The organism is Rubrivirga halophila (genome assembly GCF_046845755.1).
In the GTDB taxonomy this organism is placed as follows: Bacteria; Bacteroidota; Rhodothermia; order Rhodothermales; family Rubricoccaceae; genus Rubrivirga.
Window position 1 is genome coordinate 2,550,192 of sequence record NZ_CP177357.1, and the last position, 24,838, is coordinate 2,575,029.

The 24,838-nt window shown below is 72.7% G+C and carries 20 protein-coding genes; 5 read left to right on the forward strand and 15 right to left on the reverse strand.

All coding sequences use genetic code 11. The annotated features are described in order from the left end of the window. Window positions 1-43 precede the first annotated feature (43 nt). From ACLIRP_RS11315 to ispG, 5 genes are all read right to left on the reverse strand, one after another. Window positions 44-991 (reverse strand): carbohydrate ABC transporter permease, encoded by a 948-nt coding sequence (locus tag ACLIRP_RS11315; RefSeq protein WP_412060557.1) that lies wholly within the window; start codon window positions 989-991, stop codon window positions 44-46. Window positions 992-1,076: 85 nt separating this feature from the next. Further along, window positions 1,077-2,318 (reverse strand): extracellular solute-binding protein, encoded by a 1,242-nt coding sequence (locus ACLIRP_RS11320; protein ID WP_412060558.1) that lies wholly within the window; start codon window positions 2,316-2,318, stop codon window positions 1,077-1,079. Between the two features lie 14 nt (window positions 2,319-2,332). Beyond that, window positions 2,333-2,788: a hypothetical protein gene (locus tag ACLIRP_RS11325; protein ID WP_412060559.1), complete on the reverse strand. Its 456-nt coding sequence runs from the start codon at window positions 2,786-2,788 to the stop codon at window positions 2,333-2,335. 38 nt (window positions 2,789-2,826) lie between these two features. Beyond that, on the reverse strand, window positions 2,827-3,861 hold the full coding sequence (locus ACLIRP_RS11330) for a LacI family DNA-binding transcriptional regulator (protein ID WP_412060560.1): 1,035 nt from the start codon (window positions 3,859-3,861) through the stop codon (window positions 2,827-2,829). 78 nt (window positions 3,862-3,939) lie between these two features. Then, window positions 3,940-5,079 carry a flavodoxin-dependent (E)-4-hydroxy-3-methylbut-2-enyl-diphosphate synthase gene (gene ispG / locus ACLIRP_RS11335; protein ID WP_412060561.1) on the reverse strand — a complete coding sequence of 380 codons (1,140 nt, stop codon included), beginning with the start codon at window positions 5,077-5,079 and terminating at the stop codon, window positions 3,940-3,942. 140 nt (window positions 5,080-5,219) lie between these two features. On the opposite strand from ispG, the gene ACLIRP_RS11340 reads away from it, so the two are divergent. Together ACLIRP_RS11340 and ACLIRP_RS11345 are read left to right on the forward strand one after the other, a co-directional pair. Next, window positions 5,220-6,140 (forward strand): WD40 repeat domain-containing protein, encoded by a 921-nt coding sequence (locus tag ACLIRP_RS11340; RefSeq protein ID WP_412060562.1) that lies wholly within the window; start codon window positions 5,220-5,222, stop codon window positions 6,138-6,140. Window positions 6,141-6,170: 30 nt separating this feature from the next. Continuing rightward, window positions 6,171-7,448, forward strand: a complete 1,278-nt coding sequence (locus ACLIRP_RS11345; RefSeq protein ID WP_412060563.1) for a phospholipase D-like domain-containing protein — start codon at window positions 6,171-6,173, stop codon at window positions 7,446-7,448. A gap of 14 nt (window positions 7,449-7,462) precedes the next feature. Here the strand turns inward: ACLIRP_RS11345 and ACLIRP_RS11350 are convergent, their stop codons facing one another. The 8 genes from ACLIRP_RS11350 to ACLIRP_RS11385 form a co-directional block, all read right to left on the reverse strand. After that, window positions 7,463-8,398, reverse strand: a complete 936-nt coding sequence (locus tag ACLIRP_RS11350) for a calcium/sodium antiporter (RefSeq protein ID WP_412060564.1) — start codon at window positions 8,396-8,398, stop codon at window positions 7,463-7,465. 385 nt (window positions 8,399-8,783) lie between these two features. Further along, window positions 8,784-10,802 (reverse strand): cation:proton antiporter, encoded by a 2,019-nt coding sequence (locus tag ACLIRP_RS11355; protein ID WP_412060565.1) that lies wholly within the window; start codon window positions 10,800-10,802, stop codon window positions 8,784-8,786. 165 nt (window positions 10,803-10,967) lie between these two features. Next, window positions 10,968-11,933 carry a L,D-transpeptidase gene (locus tag ACLIRP_RS11360; protein WP_412060566.1) on the reverse strand — a complete coding sequence of 322 codons (966 nt, stop codon included), beginning with the start codon at window positions 11,931-11,933 and terminating at the stop codon, window positions 10,968-10,970. Window positions 11,934-12,228: 295 nt separating this feature from the next. Then, a complete protein-coding gene (locus ACLIRP_RS11365; RefSeq protein ID WP_412060567.1) occupies window positions 12,229-13,197 on the reverse strand; it encodes a calcium/sodium antiporter in 969 nt (322 codons plus the stop codon). Window positions 13,198-13,249: 52 nt separating this feature from the next. Beyond that, window positions 13,250-14,557 (reverse strand): Na+/H+ antiporter NhaA, encoded by a 1,308-nt coding sequence (nhaA, locus tag ACLIRP_RS11370; protein ID WP_412060568.1) that lies wholly within the window; start codon window positions 14,555-14,557, stop codon window positions 13,250-13,252. Between the two features lie 308 nt (window positions 14,558-14,865). Next, window positions 14,866-16,053 carry an endonuclease/exonuclease/phosphatase family protein gene (locus tag ACLIRP_RS11375; RefSeq protein WP_412060569.1) on the reverse strand — a complete coding sequence of 396 codons (1,188 nt, stop codon included), beginning with the start codon at window positions 16,051-16,053 and terminating at the stop codon, window positions 14,866-14,868. Next, the gene (locus tag ACLIRP_RS11380) at window positions 16,054-16,947 is read right to left on the reverse strand and encodes a DUF6576 domain-containing protein (protein WP_412060570.1); all 894 of its coding nucleotides are present in this window, start codon (window positions 16,945-16,947) and stop codon (window positions 16,054-16,056) included. 5 nt (window positions 16,948-16,952) lie between these two features. Continuing rightward, window positions 16,953-17,672 carry a rhomboid family intramembrane serine protease gene (locus ACLIRP_RS11385; RefSeq protein ID WP_412060571.1) on the reverse strand — a complete coding sequence of 240 codons (720 nt, stop codon included), beginning with the start codon at window positions 17,670-17,672 and terminating at the stop codon, window positions 16,953-16,955. Window positions 17,673-18,344: 672 nt separating this feature from the next. Between ACLIRP_RS11385 and ACLIRP_RS11390 the strand changes: the two genes are divergently transcribed. The 3 genes from ACLIRP_RS11390 (at window position 18,345) to ACLIRP_RS11400 (ending at window position 23,064) form a co-directional block, all read left to right on the forward strand. Continuing rightward, on the forward strand, window positions 18,345-19,019 hold the full coding sequence (locus ACLIRP_RS11390; RefSeq protein ID WP_412060572.1) for a UDP-2,3-diacylglucosamine diphosphatase: 675 nt from the start codon (window positions 18,345-18,347) through the stop codon (window positions 19,017-19,019). Between the two features lie 19 nt (window positions 19,020-19,038). Beyond that, entirely contained in the window at window positions 19,039-21,717 is a 2,679-nt protein-coding gene (locus tag ACLIRP_RS11395; RefSeq protein WP_412060573.1) for a transglycosylase domain-containing protein, read from the forward strand. Between the two features lie 78 nt (window positions 21,718-21,795). After that, window positions 21,796-23,064 (forward strand): metallophosphoesterase family protein, encoded by a 1,269-nt coding sequence (locus ACLIRP_RS11400; protein WP_412060574.1) that lies wholly within the window; start codon window positions 21,796-21,798, stop codon window positions 23,062-23,064. Between the two features lie 60 nt (window positions 23,065-23,124). On the opposite strand, the gene ispE is transcribed toward ACLIRP_RS11400, so the two are convergent. Both ispE and ACLIRP_RS11410 read right to left on the reverse strand, forming a co-directional pair. Beyond that, window positions 23,125-23,976 carry a 4-(cytidine 5'-diphospho)-2-C-methyl-D-erythritol kinase gene (ispE, locus tag ACLIRP_RS11405; protein WP_412060575.1) on the reverse strand — a complete coding sequence of 284 codons (852 nt, stop codon included), beginning with the start codon at window positions 23,974-23,976 and terminating at the stop codon, window positions 23,125-23,127. Between the two features lie 107 nt (window positions 23,977-24,083). Continuing rightward, window positions 24,084-24,785 carry an FkbM family methyltransferase gene (locus tag ACLIRP_RS11410; RefSeq protein WP_412060576.1) on the reverse strand — a complete coding sequence of 234 codons (702 nt, stop codon included), beginning with the start codon at window positions 24,783-24,785 and terminating at the stop codon, window positions 24,084-24,086. Between the last annotated feature and the right edge of the window lie 53 nt (window positions 24,786-24,838).

Consider the following 24,838-nt stretch of genomic DNA (forward strand, 5'->3'; position numbering starts at 1 on the left):
CTCAATGTGGAATGGGCGGCCCATCACTCGGGCGCCAGCGGGGCTAATACACCGACTCGGCGGCCTGGGTCCGGTTGAGGAAGGCCTGCGTAAACACGAACAGCACGCCGAAGATGACCATCGACAGCGCGGCCGCCCAGCCGAAGCGGTACATCGAGAACGCGGCCTCGTAGACGTAGCTCACCAGGATGTGCGTCTGGTCGTTGGGCTCGCCCCCGTTCGAGACGAGCCACACCACGTTGATGTTGTTGAACGTCCAGATGGCGCCGAGCGTGATGGCCGGGGCCATGACGGGCTTGAGGAGCGGCATCGTGATCGTCCGAAACTGCACCCAGGCGTTCGCGCCGTCGACGCGCGCGGCCTCGTAGAGCTCCGTCGGGATCGACTGCAGGCCGCCGAGCGCGATGACCATCATGAACGGGAAGCCGAGCCAGACGTTCGTGATGATGGCCGCGACGAACGCCGTCGTCGGGTCGCTCAGCCACGAGACCGCGCTCCCGCCCAGCCCCTCGACGAGCAGGTTGACGGCGCCGAACTCGTAGTTGAACATCCCCCGCCACGTCAGCGCCGTGATGTACTGGGGCACGGCCCACGGCAGGATCAGCAGCACCCGCCACGCGCTCTTGCCCCGGATAAACGACTGGTGCAGGATGACGGCCAGAAACACGCCCAGCCCGACGTGGAAGACGACGTTGACGGCCGTCCAGACGAGGGTCTTGACGAGCACGCTCCAGAACGCGGGCTCGGCGAACACGGCGAGGTACTGGTCGGGCCCGACGAGCTCCCAGTCCCGCAGCGTGTAGATGTTCATGTTGCTGAACGAGATCGCCACGTTGTACACGAACGGGAAGGCGACGACGGCCAGCACCACGAGCGCGGTCGGCCCCAGCAACGCCGCCAGAAACCACCGCCGGCCCCAGTCCACGCGGGGACCGGGCGGCGTCTCGGCGGCGCGGTCGATCGCCAGAGCGTCGGTGGGGGCGTTGAGCATGGCGGGAAGAGGGGTGCGGGATTCGGGATGCGAGAGGGATGCGGAGGAGGTCTGCCCGTCCCTCCATGCCACATCCCTCCGCCCCTCACTCCAAAAACGTGTCGGCGATGCGCTTCTCGGCCTGCTCCTGCATCAACCGGGCGCCCTCGGCGGCGCCTACCTGGCCGTTCATCACGAGCTGGTACGGGCCGCGCATGGCGTCCCAGATCTGGCGCATCTGCGGCTCGGTCGGCATGGGGCGCGAGTGCTCGATCTGGGCCAGGCTCTGCGTCAGCGTCTCGCTCGACTCCATCACGTCGGACGCGCGGACGGCGGCGCGGACCGGGATCGTCGCCAGCTCGCGCGTCATGTCGGCCTGGATGGCGTCGTCGGTCAGCAGGCGCAGGACGCCGAGCACGGTCGGCAGCTTCCAGTCGGGGACGCTCGGGTTGAGCGAGTACGCCTTGGCTGCCGCCATCGGCTGCGCGTAGAGGCCGGTGGTCTCGTTGATCGGAAGCGGCGCCAGCCGCACGTCGACGCCCGCCTCGGCGTAGCCGCCCCACGACCACGGCCCGTCGATGGTGGCGGCCGCGAGGTCGTCGCGGAAGAGGGCCTTCGAGGTCTCGTAGTCGGCCTCGCGCGGGAGCACGGCGTAGCGGTCGCGCAGGTCGAGGACGTACTGGATGGCGGCGACGGTCTCGGGCGTGTCGAGCGTCGGGTGGCCGGCCTCGTCCATCACCCAGCCCCCGAAGGAGGTCAGGAAGGGGATGAAGAAGAACGGCTCGGTGTAGTTCCAGACGAGCGCGTACTGGTCGGGCGCGCCGTCGCCGTCGGTGTCCTTGGTCAGGGTGCTCCCCAGCGCCGCCAGCTCGGCGAGCGTAGCGGGCGGCTCCGCCAGCAGGGCCGGGTTGTAGACGAACGTGAGGTGGTTGCCGATCTGGTCGGCCAGCCCATAGACGTGCCCGTCGTACATCACGCGCCCGTCCTCCGTGAACCCGGCGAGGTAGTCGGCGGGCACCAGGTCGTCGAGCGGGCGGATGGTCTCGGTGATGCCGAGCGTTCCCATGTTGTCGGCCGGCCCGAAGATGAGGTCGGGGCCCTTCCCGCCGATCGCCGCGAAGACGTAGTGGTTGCGGAGCTCCTCGGTCTCCTTGTAGAGCGTCTCCAGCCGGACGGAGTCCTGGCGCGCGTTGTACGCGGCGGCCCAGTCCTCCAGAAACGTCCGCTCGGCGGCGTCCTTCTGGTGCCAGACTCGGACGACGACCGGTTCGCCCTCGGGCGGCGGGCCCGACGGCGCCGCGCACGCGGTCAGGCCGGCGGCCAGGGTCAGGACGAGGACACAGCGCATGGGGCGTGGTGGGACTACTCGTCCAGGCCGCGCGGGCGGACATCGACGGGGGCCGCCGGACGATACACCACCGTCGCCCGGGGCGGCACGCGCAGGCCGAAGAGGGTGTCGGTGTCGCCGACGAGCGCGACGAGCGACGCGATCCGCCCGGCGTCGCGCGAGGCCGAGACGGGGACGAGCGGCGGCGGCATCCGGTCGCCCGGCAGGCGCAGGAAGACGGGCGCGTCGGTCGGATTGAAGGCGACCATCCCACTCGCCGTGCGCACGGCGACGGCCCGGCCCGAGACGGCGACCACGTCGAGCCCGCCCAGCGCGCCGGCCGCCAGCACCGCCGCGAGCACGGCGTCGGCGTCGGCGGACTCGACCGCCAGGAGGGCGCGGCTGGCGGCGCGCGCGGCGGCGTCCGTCTCAGCAGGTTGAGCCTGAGCGCTCGCGGCGAGGGCGGCCAGCAGGGCGAGGGCTCGGGTCATGCGCGGAGAACGCCGGGGCCCCGCCCGTCGTGCCGGGCTCACGTGAGCGGCTCCGTCCCGCCCGTCGACTCGCGGACGACGATCTCGGGCGCGAACACGACGTGCCGCGCCTCGCCGTCGGCGCCGTCGAGCCGGCGGAGCAGGAGGTCCGCGCCGACGCGGCCCATCTCGTACATCGGCTGGCGGACCGTCGTCAAGCCGGCGTACGCGCTCGACTCGACGTCGTCGAAGCCGACGAGGTCGAGGTCGCGGGGGGCCCGGAGGCCGGCCTCGCGCGCGGCGCGCAGGGCGCCGTACGCCAGCACGTCGGCGGCGGCGAAGACGGCCGTCGGGGCGTCGGTCCGGCCCTCGAACCGCGCCAGCAGCGCCTGCATCCCCCGGTAGCCCGCGTAGCGCGTGTAGCCGTGGTGCCCCTCGTCCCACTCGGCCTCGACGATCAGGTCGGGGTCGCGTGGGAGGCCCGCGGCCTCCAGGGTGTCGAGGTATCCCGCCCGGCGGCGCACGCCCGGCCCGGAGTCGGCAGCGGGCATCAGCATCGCGATCCGGGTGTGGCCCCGGTCCAACAAGTGCTGCGTCGCGACGGCCCCGCCCCGGTGGTTGTCGACGGCGACGGAGTCGACGGCGGGGTGGTGCGCGTCGATCAGGACGGCGGGCTGGCGGGAGGCCGCGATCTGGGCGGCGCGGGCGTCGTCGAGCGGGGTCGAGATCACGAAGAGCCCGTCGGCGCGGCCCCGCTGCACGGCCCGGTCGAGCTGGGCGCCGACGCGGTCGACCGACCGGCTGGCGTAGACGAGCAGGTCGTAGTCGGTCTCGTCGAGCCGGTCCTGCACGCCCCGGAGCACCTCCATGAAGAAGGCCGAGGTCATCATCGGCAAGACCGCCGAGAGCAGCTGCGTCGACTGCCGGGCCAGGCTCTGGGCGCTCGCGTGGGGCACGTAGCCCAACTCCTCGGCGACGCCGAACACCTTCTGCCGCGTGCTCTCCGAGACGCGGGGGTGGCCGTTGAAGGCGCGCGAGACGGTCGCGATGGAGACGCCGGCCTTGTCGGCGATGTCGTAGATGGTGACGGGCACGCGAGGGCTAGGTGGAAGCGCTTTCAGAGGATACCGGCCGGCGGCCGAAGGGACAACCCGGCCCGAATCCGCTCGCGATCACTCCGCCTCGTCCCAGTGCTCGATCATGTCGATCACCGCGTCCGCGATCTGGTCCTGGTCGACCGTCCCGACGATCTCGCCGCGCTTGAACAGGTGCGCCCGGCCGCGGCCGAGCGACACGCCGAGGTCGGCGCCCGCCGCCTCGCCGGGGCCGTTCACGGCGCAGCCCATCAGCGCCACCGACAGGTCTTTGTCGAAGCCGCGCTTGGCGACCGCCTCCTCGACCTCGTCGACGACCGAGAACAGGTCGCCGGCGAGCCGCCCGCACGTCGGGCACGCGATGACGTTGACGCCGGGCCGCCCCAGCCGCAGCGACTTCAGGATCTGGTGGCCGACCAGGACCTCGTTGACCGAGTCGGCCGCGAGCGACACCCGGATCGTGTCGCCGATCCCGTCCGCCAGCAGCGAGCCGATGCCGATGCTCGACTTGATCGGGCCGGTCTTCAGCGAGCCCGACTCCGTCACGCCCAGGTGCAGCGGGTAGTCGGTCGCCGCCGCCAGCAGGCGGTAGCTCTGGATCATGAAGTACACGTCGGAGTGCTTCACCGAGATCACGATGTCCTCGAACCCGACGCGCGTGCACGCCTCGACGTGGCGCATGGCGCTCTCGAACAGGGCCTCCGGACGCGGGTAGCCGTACTTGTCCAGGATGTCCTTCTCGAGCGAGCCCCCGTTGACGCCGATGCGGATCGGCGTGCCGCGCTCCTTGGCCGCCAGCAGCACCTCGCGCTCCCACTCGGGCTTGCCGATGTTGCCGGGGTTGATCCGCACCTTGGCGACGCCCGCCTCCAGCGCCTTCAGCGCGTACGTGTGGTTAAAGTGGATGTCGGCCACGATCGGGACGTTCGCGCCCTCCACGATTGCCTTCAGGGCGTCCGCGTCCTCGGGCCGGGGGACGGCCACACGGACGACATCCGCGCCGGCCTCCGCCAGCCCCTCGATCTCGGCCAAGCACGTCTCGACCTCGTGCGTCTTGCCCGTCGTCATCGACTGGACCGTGATCGGGGCGCCCCCGCCGATCTGGAGCTCCTTCGGCTCGCCGTCGACGGCGTAGCGCAGCGTGACCGGGCGGGAGTGGCGGCGCGGGCGCTGGGGGGCCTGCGCGGCCTGCGTCGATTCGTCCTGGGAGAGCTCCATCGGGGTGCGAGAAGGGGGACGGCGCCTACGGCCCGGCCCGCGAGACGTTCGCGCCCCGCCGTTTCGATTGCGAGAATCCGCCGCCCGTGCGCCCCGGCAAGGCGGCGCTGCGGAGGAAGGGGGGCCCCTCCCCTGCCCCGATGCGCCCGCTCTCGCTCGCCGTCCTCGTCGCCCTCGCCGGCTGCACCGACCCGTATTCCTGCCCCGGCCTCGACGCCGCCCAGTCGGCCGACGCGCTCCGGACGTGCGCCTTCGCCGCCGAGATGGGCGAGGCGCCCGTCTCGTTCGCGCCTCCCGATGAGCCCGCCGTCCCCTTCGAGCGCCCGCCGTCGATCCACGCCGCCGCCACGTTCGCCGACGGCGCCCGGCTACTCGCCACGACCGAGGGCCTCGCGTGGAGCGCGCCCGACCCGGCTGGCGGCTCCGCGCGCCGCGGGACTCGGACCGATCGCATCGGGCGCGTCGTGTCAGTCGCCGCCGCGCCCGTGGCCGACCGCTACGCCGTCGCCCACGCCGGCGGCCGGCTGCTCCTCCGCTCGCGCGACGGCCGCGCCCCCGTCGACGTGCCGCTCGCGCTCGCCCGGGACTCCATCGGCACCTTCGAGAGGATCGCGTCGGTCCCGCTCGCGTTCACCCCCGACGGCGCCCGGCTGGCGGGCGTCGAGGCCGAAACCGGCGCCGTCGTCTGGGACGCCCGGACCGGCGCGCGCGTGTGGAGCACCCCCCTCGACGCCCAGGGCCGCGCCGTCGCCCTGTCGCCCGATGGCGCCCGCGTCGCCGTCGGCGACGCCGCCGGCGGGGTCTCGGTCTGGACCGTCGACGGCGGCGCGCTCGTCGGCGCGTGGCGGCACCCGCGCGGCGTCCAGTCGGTCGCCCTCGGAGCGGGCGGGCGGATGACGGTCTGGCTCGGCGAGCGGACCTCGCGCCAGACCCAGCGCCGGCACCAGGGCGTCCGCCGGGACCGGACGTCGGGCCTCCCCGAGCCGTACGACGCGGTGCTCGTCACCGACCCGCCGGTCGTCGTGGTGTGGCGGCTGCCCGGCCCCGGCCGAGACGGCTGACGGGCCCCGACGCGGCGGGTACCTTTCGCGATGACCCAACGCCGCCTCGCAATCGCCCTCCTGTTCCTGATCGCCGCGTCCGTCGTGGTCATCCTGGGGCTCAACTTTGTCGGGCCCGACCGCCAGGTCACCGAGGAGATCTACCACCGCTACGACCTCGACAGCCCCCAGTTCAGGCGCGAGATGGGCGTCCTCCTCGGCCCCAGCGTGGTCGACGGCAACCTCATCAGCGACCTCCAGAACGGCACCGAGATCTTCCCGGCCATGCTGGCGGCGATCGCGAGCGCCGAGGAGACCATCACGTTCGAGACGTTCGTGTACTGGTCCGGCGACATCGGCCGCCAGTTTGCCGAGGCGCTCGCCGAGCGCGCCCGCGACAGCGTCGAGGTCCGCGTGCTCGTCGACTGGGCCGGCGCGCAGAAGATGGACCCGGCCTCGTTCGACCTGATGGAGGCGGCCGGCGTCGAGATCCACTGGTACCGCCCGCTCGAGTGGTACACGCTGGCGCGGCTCAACAACCGCACCCACCGCAAGATCCTGGTCGTCGACGGGACGGTCGGGTTCACCGGCGGCGTCGGGATCGCCGACGAGTGGGACGGCGACGGCGACTCGCCCGAGGAGTGGCGCGACGCGCACTTCCAGGTGGAGGGGCCCGTCGTGGCCCAGCTCCAGGCGGCGTTCCTGGACAACTGGATCGAGACGACGGGCGAGATCTTGAACGGCCCCGCGTACTTCCCCCCGCTCGACTCCGTCGGCACGGCCTCGGCCCACGTCTTCACGTCGAGCCCGGCCGGCGGCAGCGACAGCATGCGGCTGATGTACATGATGGCGATCGCGGCGGCGGAGCACACCATCGACCTCGCCGCCGCCTACTTCGTCCCCGACGGCCTGCTCTCGGACGCGCTCGTCGCCGCCCAGGAGCGCGGCGTCCGCGTCCGGATCGTGCTCCCCGGCGAGCACATGGACTCCGAGCTCGTCTCGATCTCCTCGAAGGGCACCTGGGGCCCGCTCCTGGAGGCCGGCGTCCTGATCGCGGAGTTCGCCCCGAGCATGTACCACACGAAGATGCTCCTCGTCGACGGCATCTTCACGTCCGTCGGCTCGACCAACTTCGACATCCGGTCCTTCGAGCTCAACGACGAGGCCAGCCTCAACATCTACGACGCCACCTTCGCCGCGCGCATGACGGAGGTCTTCGAGGCCGACCTCGCGAACGCCGAGCCGTACTCGTACGAGCAGTGGCAGAACCGGCCGTGGACCGAGAAGCTCGCCGAGACGCTCGTCCGCCCCCTCAAGTCGCAGCTGTAGCCGGTCCCCGGCCGTCAGCCGTGCTGGACGACGAGGTAGCTCAGGTACGCGGTGTAGCCCGCGAGCAGAACCGCCGCCTCGGGCCGGACCAGCCGCCGCCCCGTCCACATCATCGGGAGCAGCACGACCGCGAAGGCCGCCATCACCGCCAGGTCGACCGGCTCCAGGCCGGGCGCCACGAGCGGCCCCACGATCGCGCCGACGCCCAGGATGCCGAGCAGGTTGAACACGTTCGACCCGACCACATTCCCGACCGCCATCGCGCCCTCCCCCCGGGCCGCGGCCACGACGGAGGTCGCCAGCTCGGGCAGGCTCGTGCCCACGGCCACGACGGTCAGTCCGATGACGGCGTTCGACACGCCGGCGTCCCGGGCCAGCGCCACGGCTCCGCCGACAAACACGTCGGCCCCGAGGGCGAGCCCGCCGAGCCCGCCCGCCACCAGCAGCGCGTCCCGCCAGACCGGGCCGGGCGCCACGACCGGGAGGTCAGGCGACACGGCCTCGCGGCGGCCCTGCCGGACGCTCCACCCGAGGTACGCCGCGAGCGCGGCCACGAGCACGAGCCCCTCCCCGACCCCGAGCCGGCCGTCGAGCAGGAGCGCGATGACGGCGGCCGTGATCCCGAGCAGGACGGGGAGGTCGCGCCGGAGGATCGACGGGTCCGTGGCGATGGGCCGCACCAGCACGGCGAACCCCAGGATGAGGCCCACGTTCGCGATGTTCGACCCGACCACGTTCCCGACCGCGATCCCGCCGGCGCCCGCCAGCGCGGCCTGCACGGTCACCACGAGTTCGGGCGCGCTCGTCCCGAACGCCACGACCGTCAGCCCGACGACGAGCGGCGAGAGCCCCAGCCGCAACGCCGCCGACGCCGCGCCGTGGACGAGGGCGGCGGCGGCGGCCATCAAGAGGGCCAGGCCGCCGGCGAGGGCGAGGATGTCGTACAGCATGGGGTAGGGCGAGAACGGCGCGTCCTAACGACACGCCCGGCCGGAGGTCCCCCCGGCACACCCGCGCCGGGAAAGTTCATCGGGGCGGGGCGCCCCCAGGACCCGACATCGCTGACCGGTACCTAAAACCCGTTCCCCACACCCCAGGAATCGTTCACCAGGGCCTAGAAATCGTTCAACAAGGTCCAGAAATCGTCCGCCACCCCCCCAAAATCGATTACCAGGGCCCAGAAATCGTCCGCCACCGCCCGAAAATCGCTCACCGACGCCCCGAAATCGGTCACCAAGGCCCGGAAACGATCCACCAACACCCGAGGGTGATTCAACACGGTTAGGAACCGCCCCGCACGACCGGGAGATCGCCCAGTCCCCCTGCAGGTGTACGTCAGTCGGCGACCGGCGTCCGGAACAGGTCGGCCGAGGCCGCGAACTGGTCGGCGAGGGCCACCATGACGAGCCGGTCGCCGGCCTCGACGCGGAACTCGCCGGCCGGGCTCCCGACCGTCTGGCGCCCGCGCCGGACCGCCATCACGGTGATGCCCCACTGCTGGCGCAGGCCCAGCTCCGCCAGCGTCTTCCCCGCCGCCGGGGCGCCGTCGCGGACCGCGACCGCCCGCGTGTGCAGGCCCTCCTCGTCGAGCCCCTGGAGCACCATCAGGTGCGCCTCCTGGATGCTCCCCCGCAGCACGCCGTAGTCGTCCTGCCGGACGAGCCCCGCCTGGCGCTCGATCTCGTGTTGGGGGATGAGGTACGCGCCCAGGACGTGCGTGAACAGCCGGACGGTCGTCTCCAGTTCCTCCGGCACGACGACGTCCGCGCCCGCCGCCGTCAGCGACTCGACGTCCCCGAGGAAGCGCGTCCGGGCGAAGATCTGGAGCGTCGGGTTGAGGTGCCGGGCGACCGCCACGATCCGCCGCGTCGCCGCGCCGTCGTTGATGGCGACCACGAGCAGCTTGGCGCGCTCGACGCCCAGGCTTTTCAGGATCGGCTCGCGGGCGGCGTCGCCGAAGACGGTCGCGGCGCCGTCGGCGTCGGCCTCGCGCAGGCTGGCGGGGTTGAGGTCGCTCACGGCGTACGGCACGCCGACCTCGCCGAGCACGCGGCCCAAGCGGCGCCCCGCCGGGCCGTAGCCGACGACGATCGTGTGGTCTTCGAGCGCGACGCCGTGCCCGTGGCTCGCGCCGGTCTCCGCCGCCGCCTCGTCCGCCGAGTCCTCGATCGCCCGGCCAATCGCTGTAAGCCGGGGCCCGAGCGCGACGAGCGCGGGCGTCGCCAGCATCAGCACGACCGTCACGGCGATCAGCCCCTGCTCGCCCGCCGCCAGCCCGGCCGGGAACAGCCCGACCTCGGACCCGGCGAGCGCCAGCACGAACGAGAACTCGCCGATCTGCGCCAGCGCCAGCCCGGCCGCCAGCGACACGCCAAGCGGGTAGCCCAGAATCCGCGCGCCGAGCGTCGCCAGCCCGCCCTTCAGCACCAAGACGCCGACCGCCGCCGCCATCACCCAGCCCAGGTTCGCCCACAGGAACGCGGGGTCGAGCAGCATCCCGACCGACAGGAAGAACGCGGCCGTAAACAGGGTCTGGAGCGGCAGGATCTCGGACAGCGCGTGCTCGGCGTAGTCGCTCTCAGACACCAGCAGCCCGGCCAGGAATGCGCCGAGCGCCAGGCTCACGCCCGCCAGGCTCGCGGCCCACGCCGTCCCCAGGCAGATGGCCGCGACCGCGAGCAGGAACAGCTCGGTCCGCCGCGTCTCGGCCACGCGCGCCAGGATCGCCGGGATCACGCGCCGCGCGCCGACCAGGACGGCCGCCACGACGAGCGCGGCCTTCGCCAGCGCCCACGCCACGTCGAGCGGCGACCCGCCCTCGCCCGCCAGCACCGGCACCAGGAGCACCATCACGACGATCGCCAGGTCCTGGAACAGCAGCATCGCCAAGGCCACGCGCCCGCGCGGCGTGTCGGACTCGGCCCGCTCGCCCAACACCTTCAGCACGATCGCCGTCGACGACAGGGCGACCAAGAAGCCGGTGAAGATGGCCGGGCCCAGGCCCACGCCCAACAGCATCAGCCCGCCCGTGACCGCCGCGACGGTCAGCGCCACCTGGGCGCCGCCGCCGACGAAGATCGGCCGCGCCAGCCGCGCCATCTCGCCGAGCGAGAACTCGACGCCGATCGAGAACAGCAGCAGGATCACGCCCACCTCGGCCAGCTCGGCCACCAGCTCGACGTCGGTCACCAGGCCCAGCGCGCCGGGCCCGACGGCCACGCCCGCCAGTAGGAAGCCGGCGATCGGCACCAGCCGCACCTTGTAGCACAGGTACGCCACCACGACGCCGGCGGTGAACAGGGCGGCGAGCTCGCCCACGAACGGGAGGGCGCCTACGGCAACGGGGAACGGCATCGACTCTCGGGGCGGCGGACCGGTACGCCAGGCGCCGGGCGCTGTTCGCGGGCCGTCGACCGAGAGAAGAGAAGAGGGCGAGAGGAGAAGAAGGCGGCGCGCCGACGACTCGCCAGCGCCATCAGCATCCTCCTTTCCTCCCCCCGTCGTTTCCTCTTCTCTGCGCTAGCTGTTGGCGCGGCGGCGGTCGAAGGCGCGCTGCTGGTCGGTCCCCGGTGCCACGCTGTACGGGTCGTCGGGGAGCGCGACGCGGATCAGCTCGGGCCGGCCGTTCACGTCGCGGAAGCGCTGGGGGGCGCCGTCGGGCTGCTCGCCGAGGACCAGGACCGTCGTGCCCTGCTTCAAGATGCGGCCGCGCGAGGCCATCGCCCGGTCGGCGGTGCCGTTCGTGGTGACCCAGCCGTCGGCCCAGTCGTAGATCCACTGCGCGTCGGCGGTCATCAGGCGGACGCAGCCGTGGCTGGCGGCGCCGGTCGTCGGCAGCGCGTAGTACTGGTGGATGTGGATGCCGCGCGCGTCGTGGAAGTTGAACACCCAGCGCATGTCCCAGCTCTCGCCGGGAGGCGACAGCGTGCTCACGCGGTGGCGCTCTTTCCAGTTAAAATTGAACCGGCCGTTCGGCGTCTCCGAGCCCTCGGCGCCCGTCGAGACGAGGCCCCAGCGCGCGAGCCGGCCGTGCTCGTAGCCCGCCCAGGCCTGGACGCTCTTGTCGATGACGAACAGCTTGTCGAAGTCGCGCGCGCCGGGGTAGTCGCGCGGGAACGGGCTGTAGGCGCGGGGGTCGGCGTCGACCACGTCCGGCAGCACGATCGTGTCGCCGACCTGGAGGTCGGAGATGAAGACGCCGTTGAGGAAGGCCACCATCCCGTTGACGCGGTCGCGGCCGTCGCGCGCGTCGCCGTCGCCGACGGCCTTGTAGAGTTCGTGGCGGGCCAGGATGGAGTTGCCGCTCTCGTGGGCCAGCACGTGGTTGCGGTAGGTCACCTCGGGGATATCCTCGAGGGCGTCGCGGCGGGCGTAGAGCAGCTCGGCGAGCCGGTCCTGGTTGTAGAGCGAGCGGTCGCTCTGGGCCCATGAGGGCACGGCGAGGACGAGCGCCAGCAGGGCGACGGAGAGGAGACGGAGGGGCATGGAGACGGGACCCGGACGTGGTGGGGCAGCAAGAACGCCACGGGTGGGACAGTATTTCCATCACACGGGATCCACGCAGAGCGCGGGAGCGCAGGAGCCGCGCCCCGGCTCAGAGGAAGCTCGCGCGATCCCGGCCCGCTTGCGATCCCCCGCCCCGACGCGCACACGAAGCGCCATCCTGACCGGCTGGCGGTGCGCGTCCAAGCTGCCCCCTTTTCCAGGAGACAACCCGAAGGGGCGGCGGGAGTGTGCCGAGCACCGCGCCCCTCCTTCCTCGATCCTCACCCCCGACCCTCTACCCCGCCACGAGCCACCACACGTACGCCCCGTAGCCCGCCAGCAGGACCGCCCCCTCCCAGCGCTTGGTCTGCCCGCCCGAGATCAGGAAAATCAGCGTCACGAGCCCGAACCCGATCATGATGGCCTCGACGTCGACCCCGATCCCCTCGGCCACGATGGGCTTGGCGAGCGCCGCCGGGCCGAGCACGCTGAACACGTTGAAGATGTTGGACCCGACCGCATTCCCGAGCGCGATCTCGGCCTCGCCGCGCCGCGCCGCCACGACCGTCGTCGCCAGCTCGGGCAGGCTCGTCCCGAGCGCGACCAACGTCAGCCCCACGACGGCCTCGCTGACGCCCAGCAGCTCGGCCGCCGTCACGGCGCCGGCCAACAGGCGGTCGGCCCCGAAGACCAGGAGCGCGATCCCGCCGACGACCAGGAGCATGTGCCGCTTGAAGCCGGCCTCGACGGCCGCCTCGGCCATCGCGTCGCGGACCTCGGGCGCTAGCTGGGCCGTCGCGGCCCGCACCTCCTGGCGCGACGCCCGGATCTTGAGCACCGTGTACACGACGGCCGCCAGCAGCAGCAGCCCGCCCTCGACGCGCGACAGCGTCCCGTCGAGCAGGAACACGATGAGCGCCACCATCGACGCCAGCATCACCGTCATGTCGATCCGCACCAGGTCGCGGTCGACCACCATCGGCGAGAGCAAGGCGGCCACGCCGACGATCAGGCCCAGGTTGGCCACGTTCGACCCGATCACGTTCCCGACCGCCACGCCGCCCTTGCCCGCGAGCGCGGCCTGCACGCTCACGACGAGCTCGGGGCTCGACGTTCCAATGGCCACGACCGTCAGCCCGACCACGAGCGGAGTGATCCCGACGCGCAGCGCGAGCGCGGAGGCGCCGCGCACGAGCGCTTCGGCGCCGGCGAGCAGCAGCAGCACGCCGCCGCCCATCAGGAGCAGGCTTTGAGTGAGCGTCATGTCCAGGGGGGGACGCACAACGTACGCCGCGGTGCCCGAGGGCCGCCGGTCGTTACTCCGCCGTCGCCGTCGTCTGGGGCATCCGGAGCAGGATGACCGCGCCCAGCGCGCCCGAGATGAGCGACGCGCCCAGGATGCCGGCCTTGGCGCTGTCGAGCAGCGGCCCCTCGCCGAACGCGAGGTTGGCGATGAACATCGACATCGTGAACCCGATGCCGGCCAGGAAGCTGACGCCCAGCACGTGGCCCCACGTCACGCCGGACGGCAGCGACGCGACCCGCGTCTTGACGGCGACGAACGACAGGAGCATCACCCCGACCGGCTTGCCGACGATCAAGCCCAGCGCGATCCCCAGCGCGACGGGGTCGGTCGCCAGCGCCAGCGCGTCCGCGCCGAGGGCGACGCCAGCGTTCGCGAGCGCGAAGACGGGCATCACGAAAAAGGCCACGAAGCCGTGGAGCCCGTGCTCGAGCCGCTGGAGCGGCGGCTCCACCTTCTCGCACGCCACCTCGATGCTGTGGACCGCCGCCATCTGGTCCGGCGTCGGGTCCGTCGGCGAGCCCAGGATGCCCTCGCGGAACCGCGCGAGCATCTCCCCGACGCGCTCGGCGAACTCGCCCTCGTCCATCTTGCGGGTCGCCGGGATCGTCAGCGCCACCAACACGCCCGCGATCGTCGCGTGGACGCCCGACTTCAGCATCGCCACCCAGGCCGCGACGCCGATCAGCCCGTAGACGACGGGCCGCTGCACGCCCAGCCGGTTCGCGACGGCCAGCACGCCGACGAGCGCCAGCGACACCACGAGGGCGGTCACGTTGAGCTCGGCCGTGTAAAACAGCGCGATCACGATGACGGCGCCCAGGTCGTCGACGATCGCGACGGCGGTGAGGAAGATCTTGAGCGCGAGCGGGGCCCGGCTTCCGAGCAGCGCCAGCACGCCGAGCGCGAACGCGATGTCGGTCGCCATCGGCACGCCCCACCCGACCACGCGGTCCGTCCCCATGTTGACCGCCGTGTACAGCAGCGCGGGGACCACCATCCCGCCAAGCGCCGCCGCGATCGCGAGGGCCGCCTTGCGGGGCTCGGCCAGCTCGCCCGCCAGCACCTCGCGCTTGATCTCGAGCCCGACGACGAAGAAGAAGATGGCCATCAGGCCGTCGTTGATCCACAGGATCAGCGGCTTCGAGATCTCGAAGGCCCCGGCCCCGACGGTGACGTAGGTCCCGAACAGGTCGGCGTAGCTGGCGGCGAACGGGCTGTTCGCCCAGGCGAGCGCGACGGCGGCGGCGATGAGCAGGACGATGCCGCTGGCGGCCTCGGTCTTGAAAAAGGACTGGAACGGCTGGATGAGCGCTTGCATGGAGTTCGGCGAGGGGTCACCGCGGACGCGCGGCGGACGGAGGACCGCCGGACCTCCCGGCGGGGCGCTCGCATGGCGGCGAGCGGAGGCAGAGGCCCGACCGGAGCGGTCAGGCGCGGGCGGCCGGTTCCAGGACCACGAGCAGGCCCAGCCACTCCCCGTGTGGACACGCGGTCCGGCCGTGGGGGCACGTATGGCGAGAGACGACAGGCATGGGGCAGAGCGGGGCTGGGGCCTATAAGCGGGTGCGGCCCCGCGGTTTCCCCGGGGAAGCGTGTGAAGCCGGTTTCACCGCGGCGGGCGGCCGGCTACTCCGCGTCCCCGCCCGCCTCAGGCGTCACGTCCGCCGGCGCCGCGTCACGCCAGCGCAGCGTCGTGCGGACCGGGCGGTGGTCCGAGAACCCGACGGCGGCAGTCGCGGCCGAGGTCACCTCGAAGGCCGGGTCGACGAGGACGAAGTCGATGCGGACGAGCGGGCGGTCGGCGCGGTACGTCCGCCCCCAGCCGGGCCCGACCGCCTGCGCGGCGTCGATCCGGTCGACGCCGCCGGCCGTGCGCAAGCGGCGGTAGCTCCAGTTGTCGGCGGTCGAGTTGAAGTCGCCCCCGATGATGACCGGCAGCGTCTCCTCGTCGATGGCGCGGGCGATCCGCTCGGTCTCGATGCCGCGCTGGGCGTAGACGGTCCGGTAGGTACGGAGGTACGGGCGCCACGTCGACGGGGACCAGAGCGAGACGGCCGGGTCGTCCCAGGGCTTCGGGCTGCCGAACGAGCGGAGGTGGATGTTGTACACGACGGCCTCGCGGCCGCCCCACCGCAGGTGCGTGCGGAGCGCCAGCGAGGCGTCGAGCCCGGGCTCCGCGCCGACCGCGAGCGCCCGCTGGTCGAGCACCTCGATGCCCGCCCCCCGCCGCACGAAGAACGGCACGTCGGTCGCGTTTGTCGTGCCCGACCGCCGCCCCGCCAGCTGCGCCGGCAGCACCAGATCGTAGGGCAGCCGCGTGTGGACGACCTCGACCTGGATGGCCTCGCTCGCGCGCCGCCGCCGCGCGCTCCGGGCCACGACCCGGGCGTCCTGCATCAGCAGCAGGTCGGGCTCGGTCGCCTCCACGTACGCCACGACCGAGTCGCCCAGCGCCTCGGCGCTCGGGCCGCTCTGGGGGAGGTTGAACGAGGTCACCACCAGGTCGCCGGGCGCGGCCTCAGGCGACGCCAGCCGCGATGGCCCGCCCGCCCGCCACAGCACGATCACCAGCAGCAGCGCGTGGACGGCGAGGGCCCGCCAGCGCCGGCCGAGCAGCCACGGCAGCGTCGCCGCCGCCAGCGCCCACGCCGCGTACGGCAGGCCGATGGCCACCAGTTGTGCCCACCAGAAGGCGCGCGGCGGCAGGTACGGCGACGCCACCCCGACCGCCACGGCGGCCACGACCGGCGCCTCGACCAGGGCGTACAGGACCCAGCCGACGGTCCATCGAGGCCGGGAGCGGGCGTCGTGCATCTAGTCCCGACTCGCGCGGTCGAGCGCGTCGCGCTCGTCGGCCGTCAGGCTGTCGTAGCCCTTTTCCAGGATCTTGTCCAGGATCTCGTCCACGCTGAGCGTCGGGCCCGACCCCTTCCGCTCGGCCCGGCCGGGCTTCCCGACCGTCCGCATGGTCGCCGGGGGCGTGCGGGCGAACGGGTTGCGCGAGGCCGTCGGGGCGGACCGCTTCCTGCGGCGGCCACCGAACAGCCCCGACGCCCACCCGCCCGGGTTGCGCCCAGCGATCTGGGCCCGGGCGAAGCCGTACCCCGCCAGCGCCGCGCCGAGCACGGTCAGGTCTTGCGAAAAGGCGAAGCTGAGGACGACGAACCCGATCGCGATCCACTTCATGGGGACGACGCCCAGCAAAAACAGCCCGACGCCCCGGTTCGGCTGCAGCGTGCCGACGGCGCACAGCACGGCCGTCACGGGCGTCCACAGGCCGAAATAGGCGCGGAGCGGGGCCGTCGGCAGGATCAGGCCGAGCGCGATCGCGAGGAGCGCGCCGCCCAGCGCGCCGAACAGGTAGACCGCCAGCAGCCCGCCCGAGCCGTACGTCTCCTCGAAATCGCGGCCCATCCAGTTCAGCCAGTACATCCCGAAGGCAAACGAGATCAGCCCGAAAAAGCCGAGGAAGGCGTTCACGAACCCGTACGTCAGGACCGTCCACGGCCGCGCGAGCGCGACCTCCGGCACCGGCGACAGCGTCAGCCAGTCGAGCAGCGCCAGCCCGGGCACGCCGAACGCCGCCAGCAGGCCGAGCACGATCACCGCGAGGTAGCTCACGGCGTTGACCGTCAGCAGCAGGCGGAGCGCGGGCGGGAGCGCGGCGCGCCAGATCTGGAAGCGGAACGCGGGGGAGTCGGCGGACACGGACGTCAGGTGAGGCGGGTGCGGGGCTGGACGGGCAGGCGGCCCAGCCAGTAGAGCACCAAGATCGCACCCGTGACCATCCCGCCGAGGTGCGCAAAGTGGGCCACCCCCGCCTGCACCGCCGTGAACCCGGCGAACAGGCTGAAGGCGGCGTACCCGAGCACGAACCACTTGGCCGGGATCGGCACGGGGAAGAACAGCAGGAAGATCGGCGAGTTGGGGTGGAGCAGCCCGAACGCAGCCATCACGCCGAGCACGCCGCCCGAGGCCCCGAGCGTCGGGACCGGGATGCCGACGTCGGGGCCGCCCGTCAAGAAGGGCCACGAGGTGACGGCCACCTGGAGCACGCTCGCGCCCAGCACGCACGCGAGGTAGAACCACAGGAACCGCTTCGTCCCCAGCTGGCGCTCGATGGTGCCCCCAAACATCCACAGCCCGAACATGTTGAACGCGATGTGGCCGAACCCGCCGTGCAGAAACGCGCTCGTGACGAGCTGCCACGGCTGGAACGACCCGAACGCGACGACGCCGTCGGCGAACCGGATGGCCTCGGGCCCGCCGATCGGCCACAGCGCAAACCACATCTCGACGGCCGAGAACGGCGCGCCGGAGCGCGCCTGGAAGATCATCTGCGCCAGGTACGCCAGCCCATTCAGGATGAGCAGGTTCTTGACGACGGGCGGGAAGAGCCCAAAGCTCGACGGGGGACGATACGCGTTCTGCACAGACGGCCAGCGGGTGGGGGCCGCGAACGGGGTGCCGTCGCCGAAGTTGCGGGAGACGCCGCGGAGAGCCCGTGCGCACGATCGGCTCACGCACGCCACCGCCCCCACGCTGGCTCACAGCCTTGGGGCCGGCCCCAAGGCTGCGAGCCAGCTACGGAGTCGCGACGGTGGATCCATACGTCGTGGCGGCGCGAGGAGGCTCGGCCCTCGATACGGCGTCCCCTCTCCCGGCCGGGAGAGGGACAGGGTGAGGGCGTCGGTCTGGCAGAGGCTCTGACGGTCGCCCTCGCCCGCCCCTCCCGTCCGGGAGGGGAGGCCAACGCCGGCCTTGCCGCGTCTCAACGGTCGGTCTCGCACGGATAGAGCGACGGATACACACCGTATTCTGGACAGGAGAGGACCTCGCGGGCCGGTCCGTGGACCTCGCGGCATCGGATATCCCCGAGAGCACCTGACACCTCAACCCCCGCCCGCATTTCCCGCGAAGCGGAGACCAGCGGCCCCGGGGCACCGTTTCTTGCCCCCGATCCCGCCTGGCGCCCCCTGCTGCTCCTTCTCTCCGACCTCCACCTCGGCCGAGGCTCCCGCGACGACACGCGGGCGGCCGAGCGCGACGCCGTCGCCCTGCTCCGGGCCCACGAGGCGGACATCGTCGACGAGGGCGGGACGCTGGTGCTCCTCGGCGACGTCTACGACCAGTTTATCGAATACAAACACCTCGTCCCCAAGGCCGCGCCCCGGCTCGTGGGCCTGCTGGCGGAGTGGGCCGACGCCGGCGCCCGCGTCGTCTACGTGGTCGGCAACCGGGACCACTGGCACCTCGACTACTTCCAGGCCGACATCGGCGTGACCGTTGTGCCCGCATGGCAGGCGCGCCTGGGCGAACGGGCCCTGTATATTGCGCACGGCGACGGCCAGGGACGGCCCCACTCACTCGCCGACCGGCTCTCTCACCGCCTCCAGCCGCTCCTCCGAGCCCCGCTCATGGCCCGCCTCTACCGCATGGGGCTCCCCGGCGACACGGGCTATGCACTCGCCCGCGCCGTCGCCCGCCGCTTCGGCACCGACGGCGCCCCGGACGCCCCGACGGCGGCCGCCCTCGCCGACGCCGCCCGGCACCGCCTCGCCGACGGCGCCGACGTGGTCGCCTTCGGCCACAGCCACGCGACGGCGCTCGACGCCGGCCCCGCCGGCCTCTACCTGAACCCCGGCTACTGGTTCGGCGCCCGCACCTTCGCCACGCTCGACGCCGACGCCGCCCGCCTCGCGCGCTGGCGCGACGGCGCCGCCGAGACGCTCGCCACCGAATCGCTCGCGCCCCGTACCGCGGCGCCCGCCCTCTCCTGAGACCGCCCCCCCCGGCTCCATGGACGACCCCACGACGTTCTCCGACGACGACCTCGCCGACTTTTTCGGCTCGCCCGACGCCCGCCACGCCGCGCTCGACGCCCGGCGCGAGACGCTGAGCGGCGAGGACGCCGAGCTCGGCGCCTTTTTCGGCTCGCCCGACGCCCGCGGCGACGGCGCCAGCCGCGACGCCCGGCTCGTCGAGCCGACCGGCCCCTCCGCCCCCCCGCCGCCGACCGGGCCCGAGGCCGAGCGCCGCCGCCGCGTCGGCCGCGCGCTCGCCGTCGTGCTCGGGCTCGTCGGGCTCGGCGTGTTCGCCGGGCTCGGCGTCGTCGCCTACCTCAGCCAGGAGCTCCCGTCGTTCGAGCAGATCGAGAACCCGCGCAACCTGCTGGCGACCCAGGTCCTGACCGCCGACGGCGTCGAGCTGGCGCGGTACTACGACGGCGAGAACCGGACCTGGGTGGGGCTCGACGAGATGAGCGTCCACGTCCCCAACGCGCTCATCGCCACCGAAGACCGGCGATTCGACGAGCACTGGGGCGTCGACATGTACGCCATCGGCGCCATCATCAAGGACTTCGCGACGGGCCGCGGCGCGCGCGGCGCGTCCACGATCACGATGCAGCTGGCGCGCAACCTCTACCGCGACGCGACCGGCTACCGGATCGGCGAGCGGTCGGTCGTCCGCAAGGCCAAGGAGATCCTGATCGCCGTCCGCATCGAGCGGACCTACACCAAGCCCGAAATCCTGGAGGCCTACCTCAACACGGTCCCGTTCCTCTACAACGCCTACGGCATCGAGGCCGCGTCCCAGACGTTCTTCTCGAAGCCCGCCGCCGACCTCGACCCGAATGAGGCCGCCACGCTCGTCGGCATGCTGGCGGCCAACAGCCGCTACAACCCCTGCCTGGCGCCGGACGGCACCTCCGCCGAGTGCCTCGACGCCGACGGCGAGGTGTTGACGGTGAGCCAGAACCAGGCCGCCATCGACCGCCGCAACGTGGTCCTGACGAACATGCTGGGCGCGGGCGTGCTCGACCAGGCCGCCTACGCCGAGGCGCGCGAGGCCCCCATCCAGATCGCCTTCGACGTCTACAGCCACGAGGACAACCTCGCCCCCCACTTTGCCGAGGTGCTGCGCATGTGGTTCCGGGAGTGGGCCGAGGCCAACGACTACGACCCCTACAAGGACGGGCTCGTCATCCGGACGACCATCGACAGCCGGATGCAGGCGCTCGCGTCGCAAGCCGTCGCCGAGCAGATGGACCTCCTGCAGGACAAGGTCAACCGCGGCTGGGGCTCGGCCTCGAACCCGTTCGGCTACTGGTGGAGCCGGAATGCCGCCGTCGTCGACGAGTACATCGGCCAGACCGACCGCTACCGCTCGCTCGTCGCGGGCGACCTCTCCGCCGAGGCCGCCGTCGCCCAGCTCCGCCGCGACGGCGTCTTCATGGACTCGCTCAAGACCGCCCGGACGCGGCTGGAGGCCGGCCTCATCGCGATGGACCCGCAGTCGGGCCAGGTCAAGGCCTGGGTCGGCGGCCGCAACTTCGTCGTCAACAAGTACGACCACGGCGGGCAGGCGCGGCGCCAGCCGGGCTCGACGTTCAAGCTCTTCGTCTACACGACGGCCTTCGACAACGGATACTCCCCGCAGTCGGGCGTCTTCGACAGCCCCTTCAAGTGGGGCGACTGGGCGCCGAAGAACTCGGGCAACAGCTACGCCGGCTACACGACGCTGGCGGAGGGCCTGCGGTCGTCGCGCAACGTTGTCGCGGCCCGGATCACCAAGCACTTCGGGACCGCCGAGGTCGCCCGGACGGCGTACCAGCTCGGTATCCGGACGCGGCTCGAGCTCCCCGAATTCGACGCCGAGACGTGCCCGCCCTTCGAGGCCCGCAAGAACGACTGTTACGCGCGGTCGATCGGGCTCGGCACCCAGGACCTCTCGCTGCTCGAGATGGTGACGGCGTACGCGACCGTCGCCAACTACGGCGTCTACCACGGCCCGACGCTCGAGGAGAACGGCCCCCAGAACACGGACATCCCGCCCCACATCGTCCTCGCCGTCGACCGCATCGAGGACCGCTACGGCAACGTCATCGCCGACTTCACGCCGGTCGCGCGCGAGGTGCTCAACCCGTCGACGGCGTACACGACGTTCGACGCCATGCGCGCGGTCGTCCGCGCCGGCACGGGCCGCGGGCTCGGCAGCTTCCGCGGCGTCGGCGCGCTCGACGTGGCCGGCAAGACCGGCACCACGCAGGAGAACGCCGACGGCTGGTTTATCGGCATGACGCCCGAGCTCGTCGTCGGCTCGTGGACCGGCTTCGACGACCGCCGCATCACCTACCCCTCGACGAGCATCGGCCAGGGCGGCCGGACGGGACTCATGAACGTCGGCGCCTTCCTCTCGAAGCTCCAGACCGAGGGCCCCGACGACATCCAGCTCGACGCCGACCGTCAGCTCGAGCGCCCCGACAACTACCAGCCGCCCACGCGCCGCAGCCGCATCGGCGACGCGGGCTACTGGCCTGGCGACTCCCGCTCCCGGCGCTCCGGCGGCACCCGCAGCCGCAACAGCTCCGATGCCGACCGCCCGGCGCGCGAGATCCTGGACGGCTTCCGCGAGCGCGAGCAGGCCCAGCCCCGCCCGCCGACGCAGGGCGGCTCCGGCGGCCGCATCGGCTGGTAATGGCGAGAGGGATGGAGGGGCGGGATTCGGGATGAGCACCCCCCGCATCCCTCCGCCCCGCATCCCCCATCCCTCCCCATGAAAATCCTCCACTGCGCCGACCTCCACCTCGGCTACGAGACGCACGGGCGGCTCGACCCGGCGACCGGCCTCAACACGCGCCTCCTCGACTTCCGCCGCTCGTTCGACGTGCTCGTCCAGCACGCGATCGCCCAGGACGTCGACCTGTTCCTGTTCGCCGGCGACGCGTACCGGACCGCCGACCCGACGCCGACCCAGCAGCGCCAGTTTGCCGAGGCGCTCCGCCCGATCGCCGAGGCCGGCATCCCGGTTGCCATGATCGTCGGCAACCACGACCACCCCGTCAGCTTCGGGAAGGCCTCGTCGATCGACATCTTCGGCGTGCTCGACGGCCGCGTCGACGTGTTCACCCAGCCGACGTTCCGGGCCGCGAGCGAGCCCGACGGCCCGATCCAGACCAAGTCCGGCCCGCTCCAGCTCATCGCGCTGCCGTGGCCGATCCGGTCCAAGATCCTGGCCCGCGACGAGTACCGCGGCAAGACGCCGCACGAGATCCGCGAGACGATCGAGACCTACTACACGGCGTTCGTCAAGACGTGCGCGGAGGCCGCCGACCCGGCCGTGCCGCTCCTGGTCTGCGCGCACCTCACCGTGCAGGGCTCCGAGCTGAGCGGCAGCGAGCGCGCCAGCCTGATCGCGCACGAGCCCACGTTCACCGTCGCCCAGCTGGCGCCGCCCGGCGTCGACTACGTGGCGCTCGGCCACATCCACCGGTTCCAGGACCGCAACGCCGAGGCGTTCGCGCGCGGCGACGGCCCGCCGGTCGTCTACAGCTCGTCCATCGAGCGGATCTCGTTCAAGGAGCACGACGCCGAGAAGGGCTTCGTGATCGTCGACATCGACCCCGCCGGGGAGCCCGGGCGGCGGACGGCGTTCGAGTTCGTCGCCACCCCGGCCCGACGGTTCGTGCCCATCCAGGTCGACGCGACGGAGGCGCCCGACCCGACGGCCGCCGTGCTCGCGGCGATCGCGCGGCACGACATCGCCGACGCCGTGGTCCGCGTCCGGTACCGGATCGGCGAGGAGCAGCCGGCCGTCGACGAGGCCGCCGTCCGCGCCGCGCTCGCGCCCGCCGACACGGTCGCGGCCATCGAGCGCGAGCTCGACGCCGTCGAGCGCCGCCAGCGGACCGTCGTCCGCCGCGACACCTCGATCGGCGAGGCCGTCTCGCGCTACGTCGACCAGCACGAGACGCTGGCAAAGGTCAAGGACGACCTGGTGGCCGCCGCGCTCGAGCTCGAGCGCGAGCTGGACGAGGCGGGCTAGCGCGCGCGGGACCGAGGGCCATCCGCAGGCGCGGCGGACCTGTCCGGATATCCGCGTGCGCTATTCGGCCGCCGGCTCCAGCCAGACCCGCGTTGAGGCCATGAGCGTCTTGCGGGCCGCGACGGCGACGGCCGGGTCCTCGAACACGCCCACGACCGCCGACCCCGTGCCCGACAAGACCGTGTGGTCCGCCCCGGCGTCCTCCAGCCGATCGCGCGTGGTGGCCACGATCGGGAAAGCGGCCTCGACGGACGGCTGGAAGTCATTCGTGACCTCGGCCCGCCACCGGTTGATGTCGCCCGAGGTCACGGCCGCCGCGAGGTCGGGGCGGTCGCGGTCGTCGGGCGTGACGCCGGTGAAGGCCTGGGCCGTCGAGACGTGGGCGTAGGGCACGGCCACGACGAGGGAGAACGGGCACCGCCACGGCGCGCCGTCGGCGCCGAGGAGCGGCGTCAGCGCCTCGCCCCGGCCGGTCGCTGCCGACGGGACGGGGTCGAGAAAGAACGGCACGTCGGAGCCGAGGTCGAGCGCGAGCGCACGGAGGACGTCGTCGGGGACCTGGAGCCGCCACAGCTCGGTGAGGACGCGGAGCGCAGCGGCGGCGTCGGACGAGCCGCCCCCGAGCCCGGCCCCGTAGGGCACCCGCTTCGACAGGTGGATCTGCGCGCCGAGCCGGGCGTCGCCCGCCCACACGCGGAGCGCCATCGCCGCGCGGACGATCAGGTTCGAGGGGTCGGTCTTGAGCGCCGGGTCGTCGGTCGCCAGCGCCAGCCGCCGCGCCGGGCCGGCCGAAACGGTGTCGGCCCAGCCGATCGGCTGGAAGACCGTCGCCAGGTCGTGGTAGCCATCGGGCCGCCTGCGCAGGACGTGGAGCCCGAGGTTGACCTTGGCGGGGGCGGACTGGACGGGCACAGGTGGGGGCGAAAAGGCGGGGCAGTCTCGGATCAGCGATGCGGCCCGGAACCTACCCCTGCGCCCTCCCGCGTGTCGGGGCCGGGCGGCTCCATCGCGCGGCGGCCCTAGGGCGTGTCGCGGAGAAAGAGGACGTCGGCCTGGAGCCACTGCCGGGAGGGCCGCAGGACGAACGCGGGCGCGACGAAGGCGGGGACGAACCCCCGCTCGCGCATCGAGGCCATGACCGCCTCGGCCGGCGGCTCCCCGTCGTAGAGCGGCACGAACGAGAGCTCGAGCTGGACCGCGTCGATCCGCGCGAGCGACGCCTGCGCCCCGGCCAGCACGGCGCTCTCGTAGCCCTGGGCGTCCACCTTGAGCGCAACGCGCTCGCCGGGCCGGCACAGCTCGTCGAAGAGGTCGTCGAGGCGGAAGACGTCGACCTCCGTGGTGGCGTCGAACGACAGGAAGTCGGCCATCTCGCCCATCCGGTCCGACGGCGGCAGCAGCGAGCTGCTGGCGTCGTGGTTGGCGACGTGCATCGGCAGCCGGGCCGGCGCGGCGCCGAGCGCGTGGTTGCGGACGGCCCAGTCGGCGTCGGCGGCGGCGGCGGCGGAGAGCCGCGCGAACACGGCGGGGACCGGCTCGAACGACACGATCCGGCCGGCGAACCCCCGCTGGCGGAACGACGCCGCAAACTGGCCCTCGTTGGCCCCCACATCGAGCAGCACGTCCGGGGCGCGGCGAAGCAGGCGGTCGGCCGGGACGGGGATCACCTCGTACCCGACCCGGCGGAGCAGGTCGTGGGCACGGCCGATGGGGAGCTTCATGGGGGGCAGGGAGGGCGCGGGAAGATAGACCGCCCCTGAGCGCTCTCCGGCGG

Bases quoted from the DNA above. Each gene is read 5' to 3' on its own strand.
- ACLIRP_RS11315 (WP_412060557.1), bottom strand. From the start codon at position 991: ATGCTCAACGCCCCCACCGACGCTCTGGCGATCGACCGCGCCGCCGAG.
- ACLIRP_RS11320 (WP_412060558.1), bottom strand. From the start codon at position 2,318: ATGCGCTGTGTCCTCGTCCTGACCCTGGCCGCCGGCCTGACCGCGTGC.
- ACLIRP_RS11325 (WP_412060559.1), bottom strand. From the start codon at position 2,788: ATGACCCGAGCCCTCGCCCTGCTGGCCGCCCTCGCCGCGAGCGCTCAG.
- ispG (WP_412060561.1), bottom strand. From the start codon at position 5,079: ATGGAGCTCTCCCAGGACGAATCGACGCAGGCCGCGCAGGCCCCCCAG.
- ACLIRP_RS11340 (WP_412060562.1), top strand. From the start codon at position 5,220: ATGCGCCCGCTCTCGCTCGCCGTCCTCGTCGCCCTCGCCGGCTGCACC.
- ACLIRP_RS11345 (WP_412060563.1), top strand. From the start codon at position 6,171: ATGACCCAACGCCGCCTCGCAATCGCCCTCCTGTTCCTGATCGCCGCG.
- ACLIRP_RS11350 (WP_412060564.1), bottom strand. From the start codon at position 8,398: ATGCTGTACGACATCCTCGCCCTCGCCGGCGGCCTGGCCCTCTTGATG.
- ACLIRP_RS11355 (WP_412060565.1), bottom strand. From the start codon at position 10,802: ATGCCGTTCCCCGTTGCCGTAGGCGCCCTCCCGTTCGTGGGCGAGCTC.
- ACLIRP_RS11360 (WP_412060566.1), bottom strand. From the start codon at position 11,933: ATGCCCCTCCGTCTCCTCTCCGTCGCCCTGCTGGCGCTCGTCCTCGCC.
- ACLIRP_RS11365 (WP_412060567.1), bottom strand. From the start codon at position 13,197: ATGACGCTCACTCAAAGCCTGCTCCTGATGGGCGGCGGCGTGCTGCTG.
- nhaA (WP_412060568.1), bottom strand. From the start codon at position 14,557: ATGCAAGCGCTCATCCAGCCGTTCCAGTCCTTTTTCAAGACCGAGGCC.
- ACLIRP_RS11375 (WP_412060569.1), bottom strand. From the start codon at position 16,053: ATGCACGACGCCCGCTCCCGGCCTCGATGGACCGTCGGCTGGGTCCTG.
- ACLIRP_RS11395 (WP_412060573.1), top strand. From the start codon at position 19,039: ATGGACGACCCCACGACGTTCTCCGACGACGACCTCGCCGACTTTTTC.
- ACLIRP_RS11400 (WP_412060574.1), top strand. From the start codon at position 21,796: ATGAAAATCCTCCACTGCGCCGACCTCCACCTCGGCTACGAGACGCAC.
- ACLIRP_RS11410 (WP_412060576.1), bottom strand. From the start codon at position 24,785: ATGAAGCTCCCCATCGGCCGTGCCCACGACCTGCTCCGCCGGGTCGGG.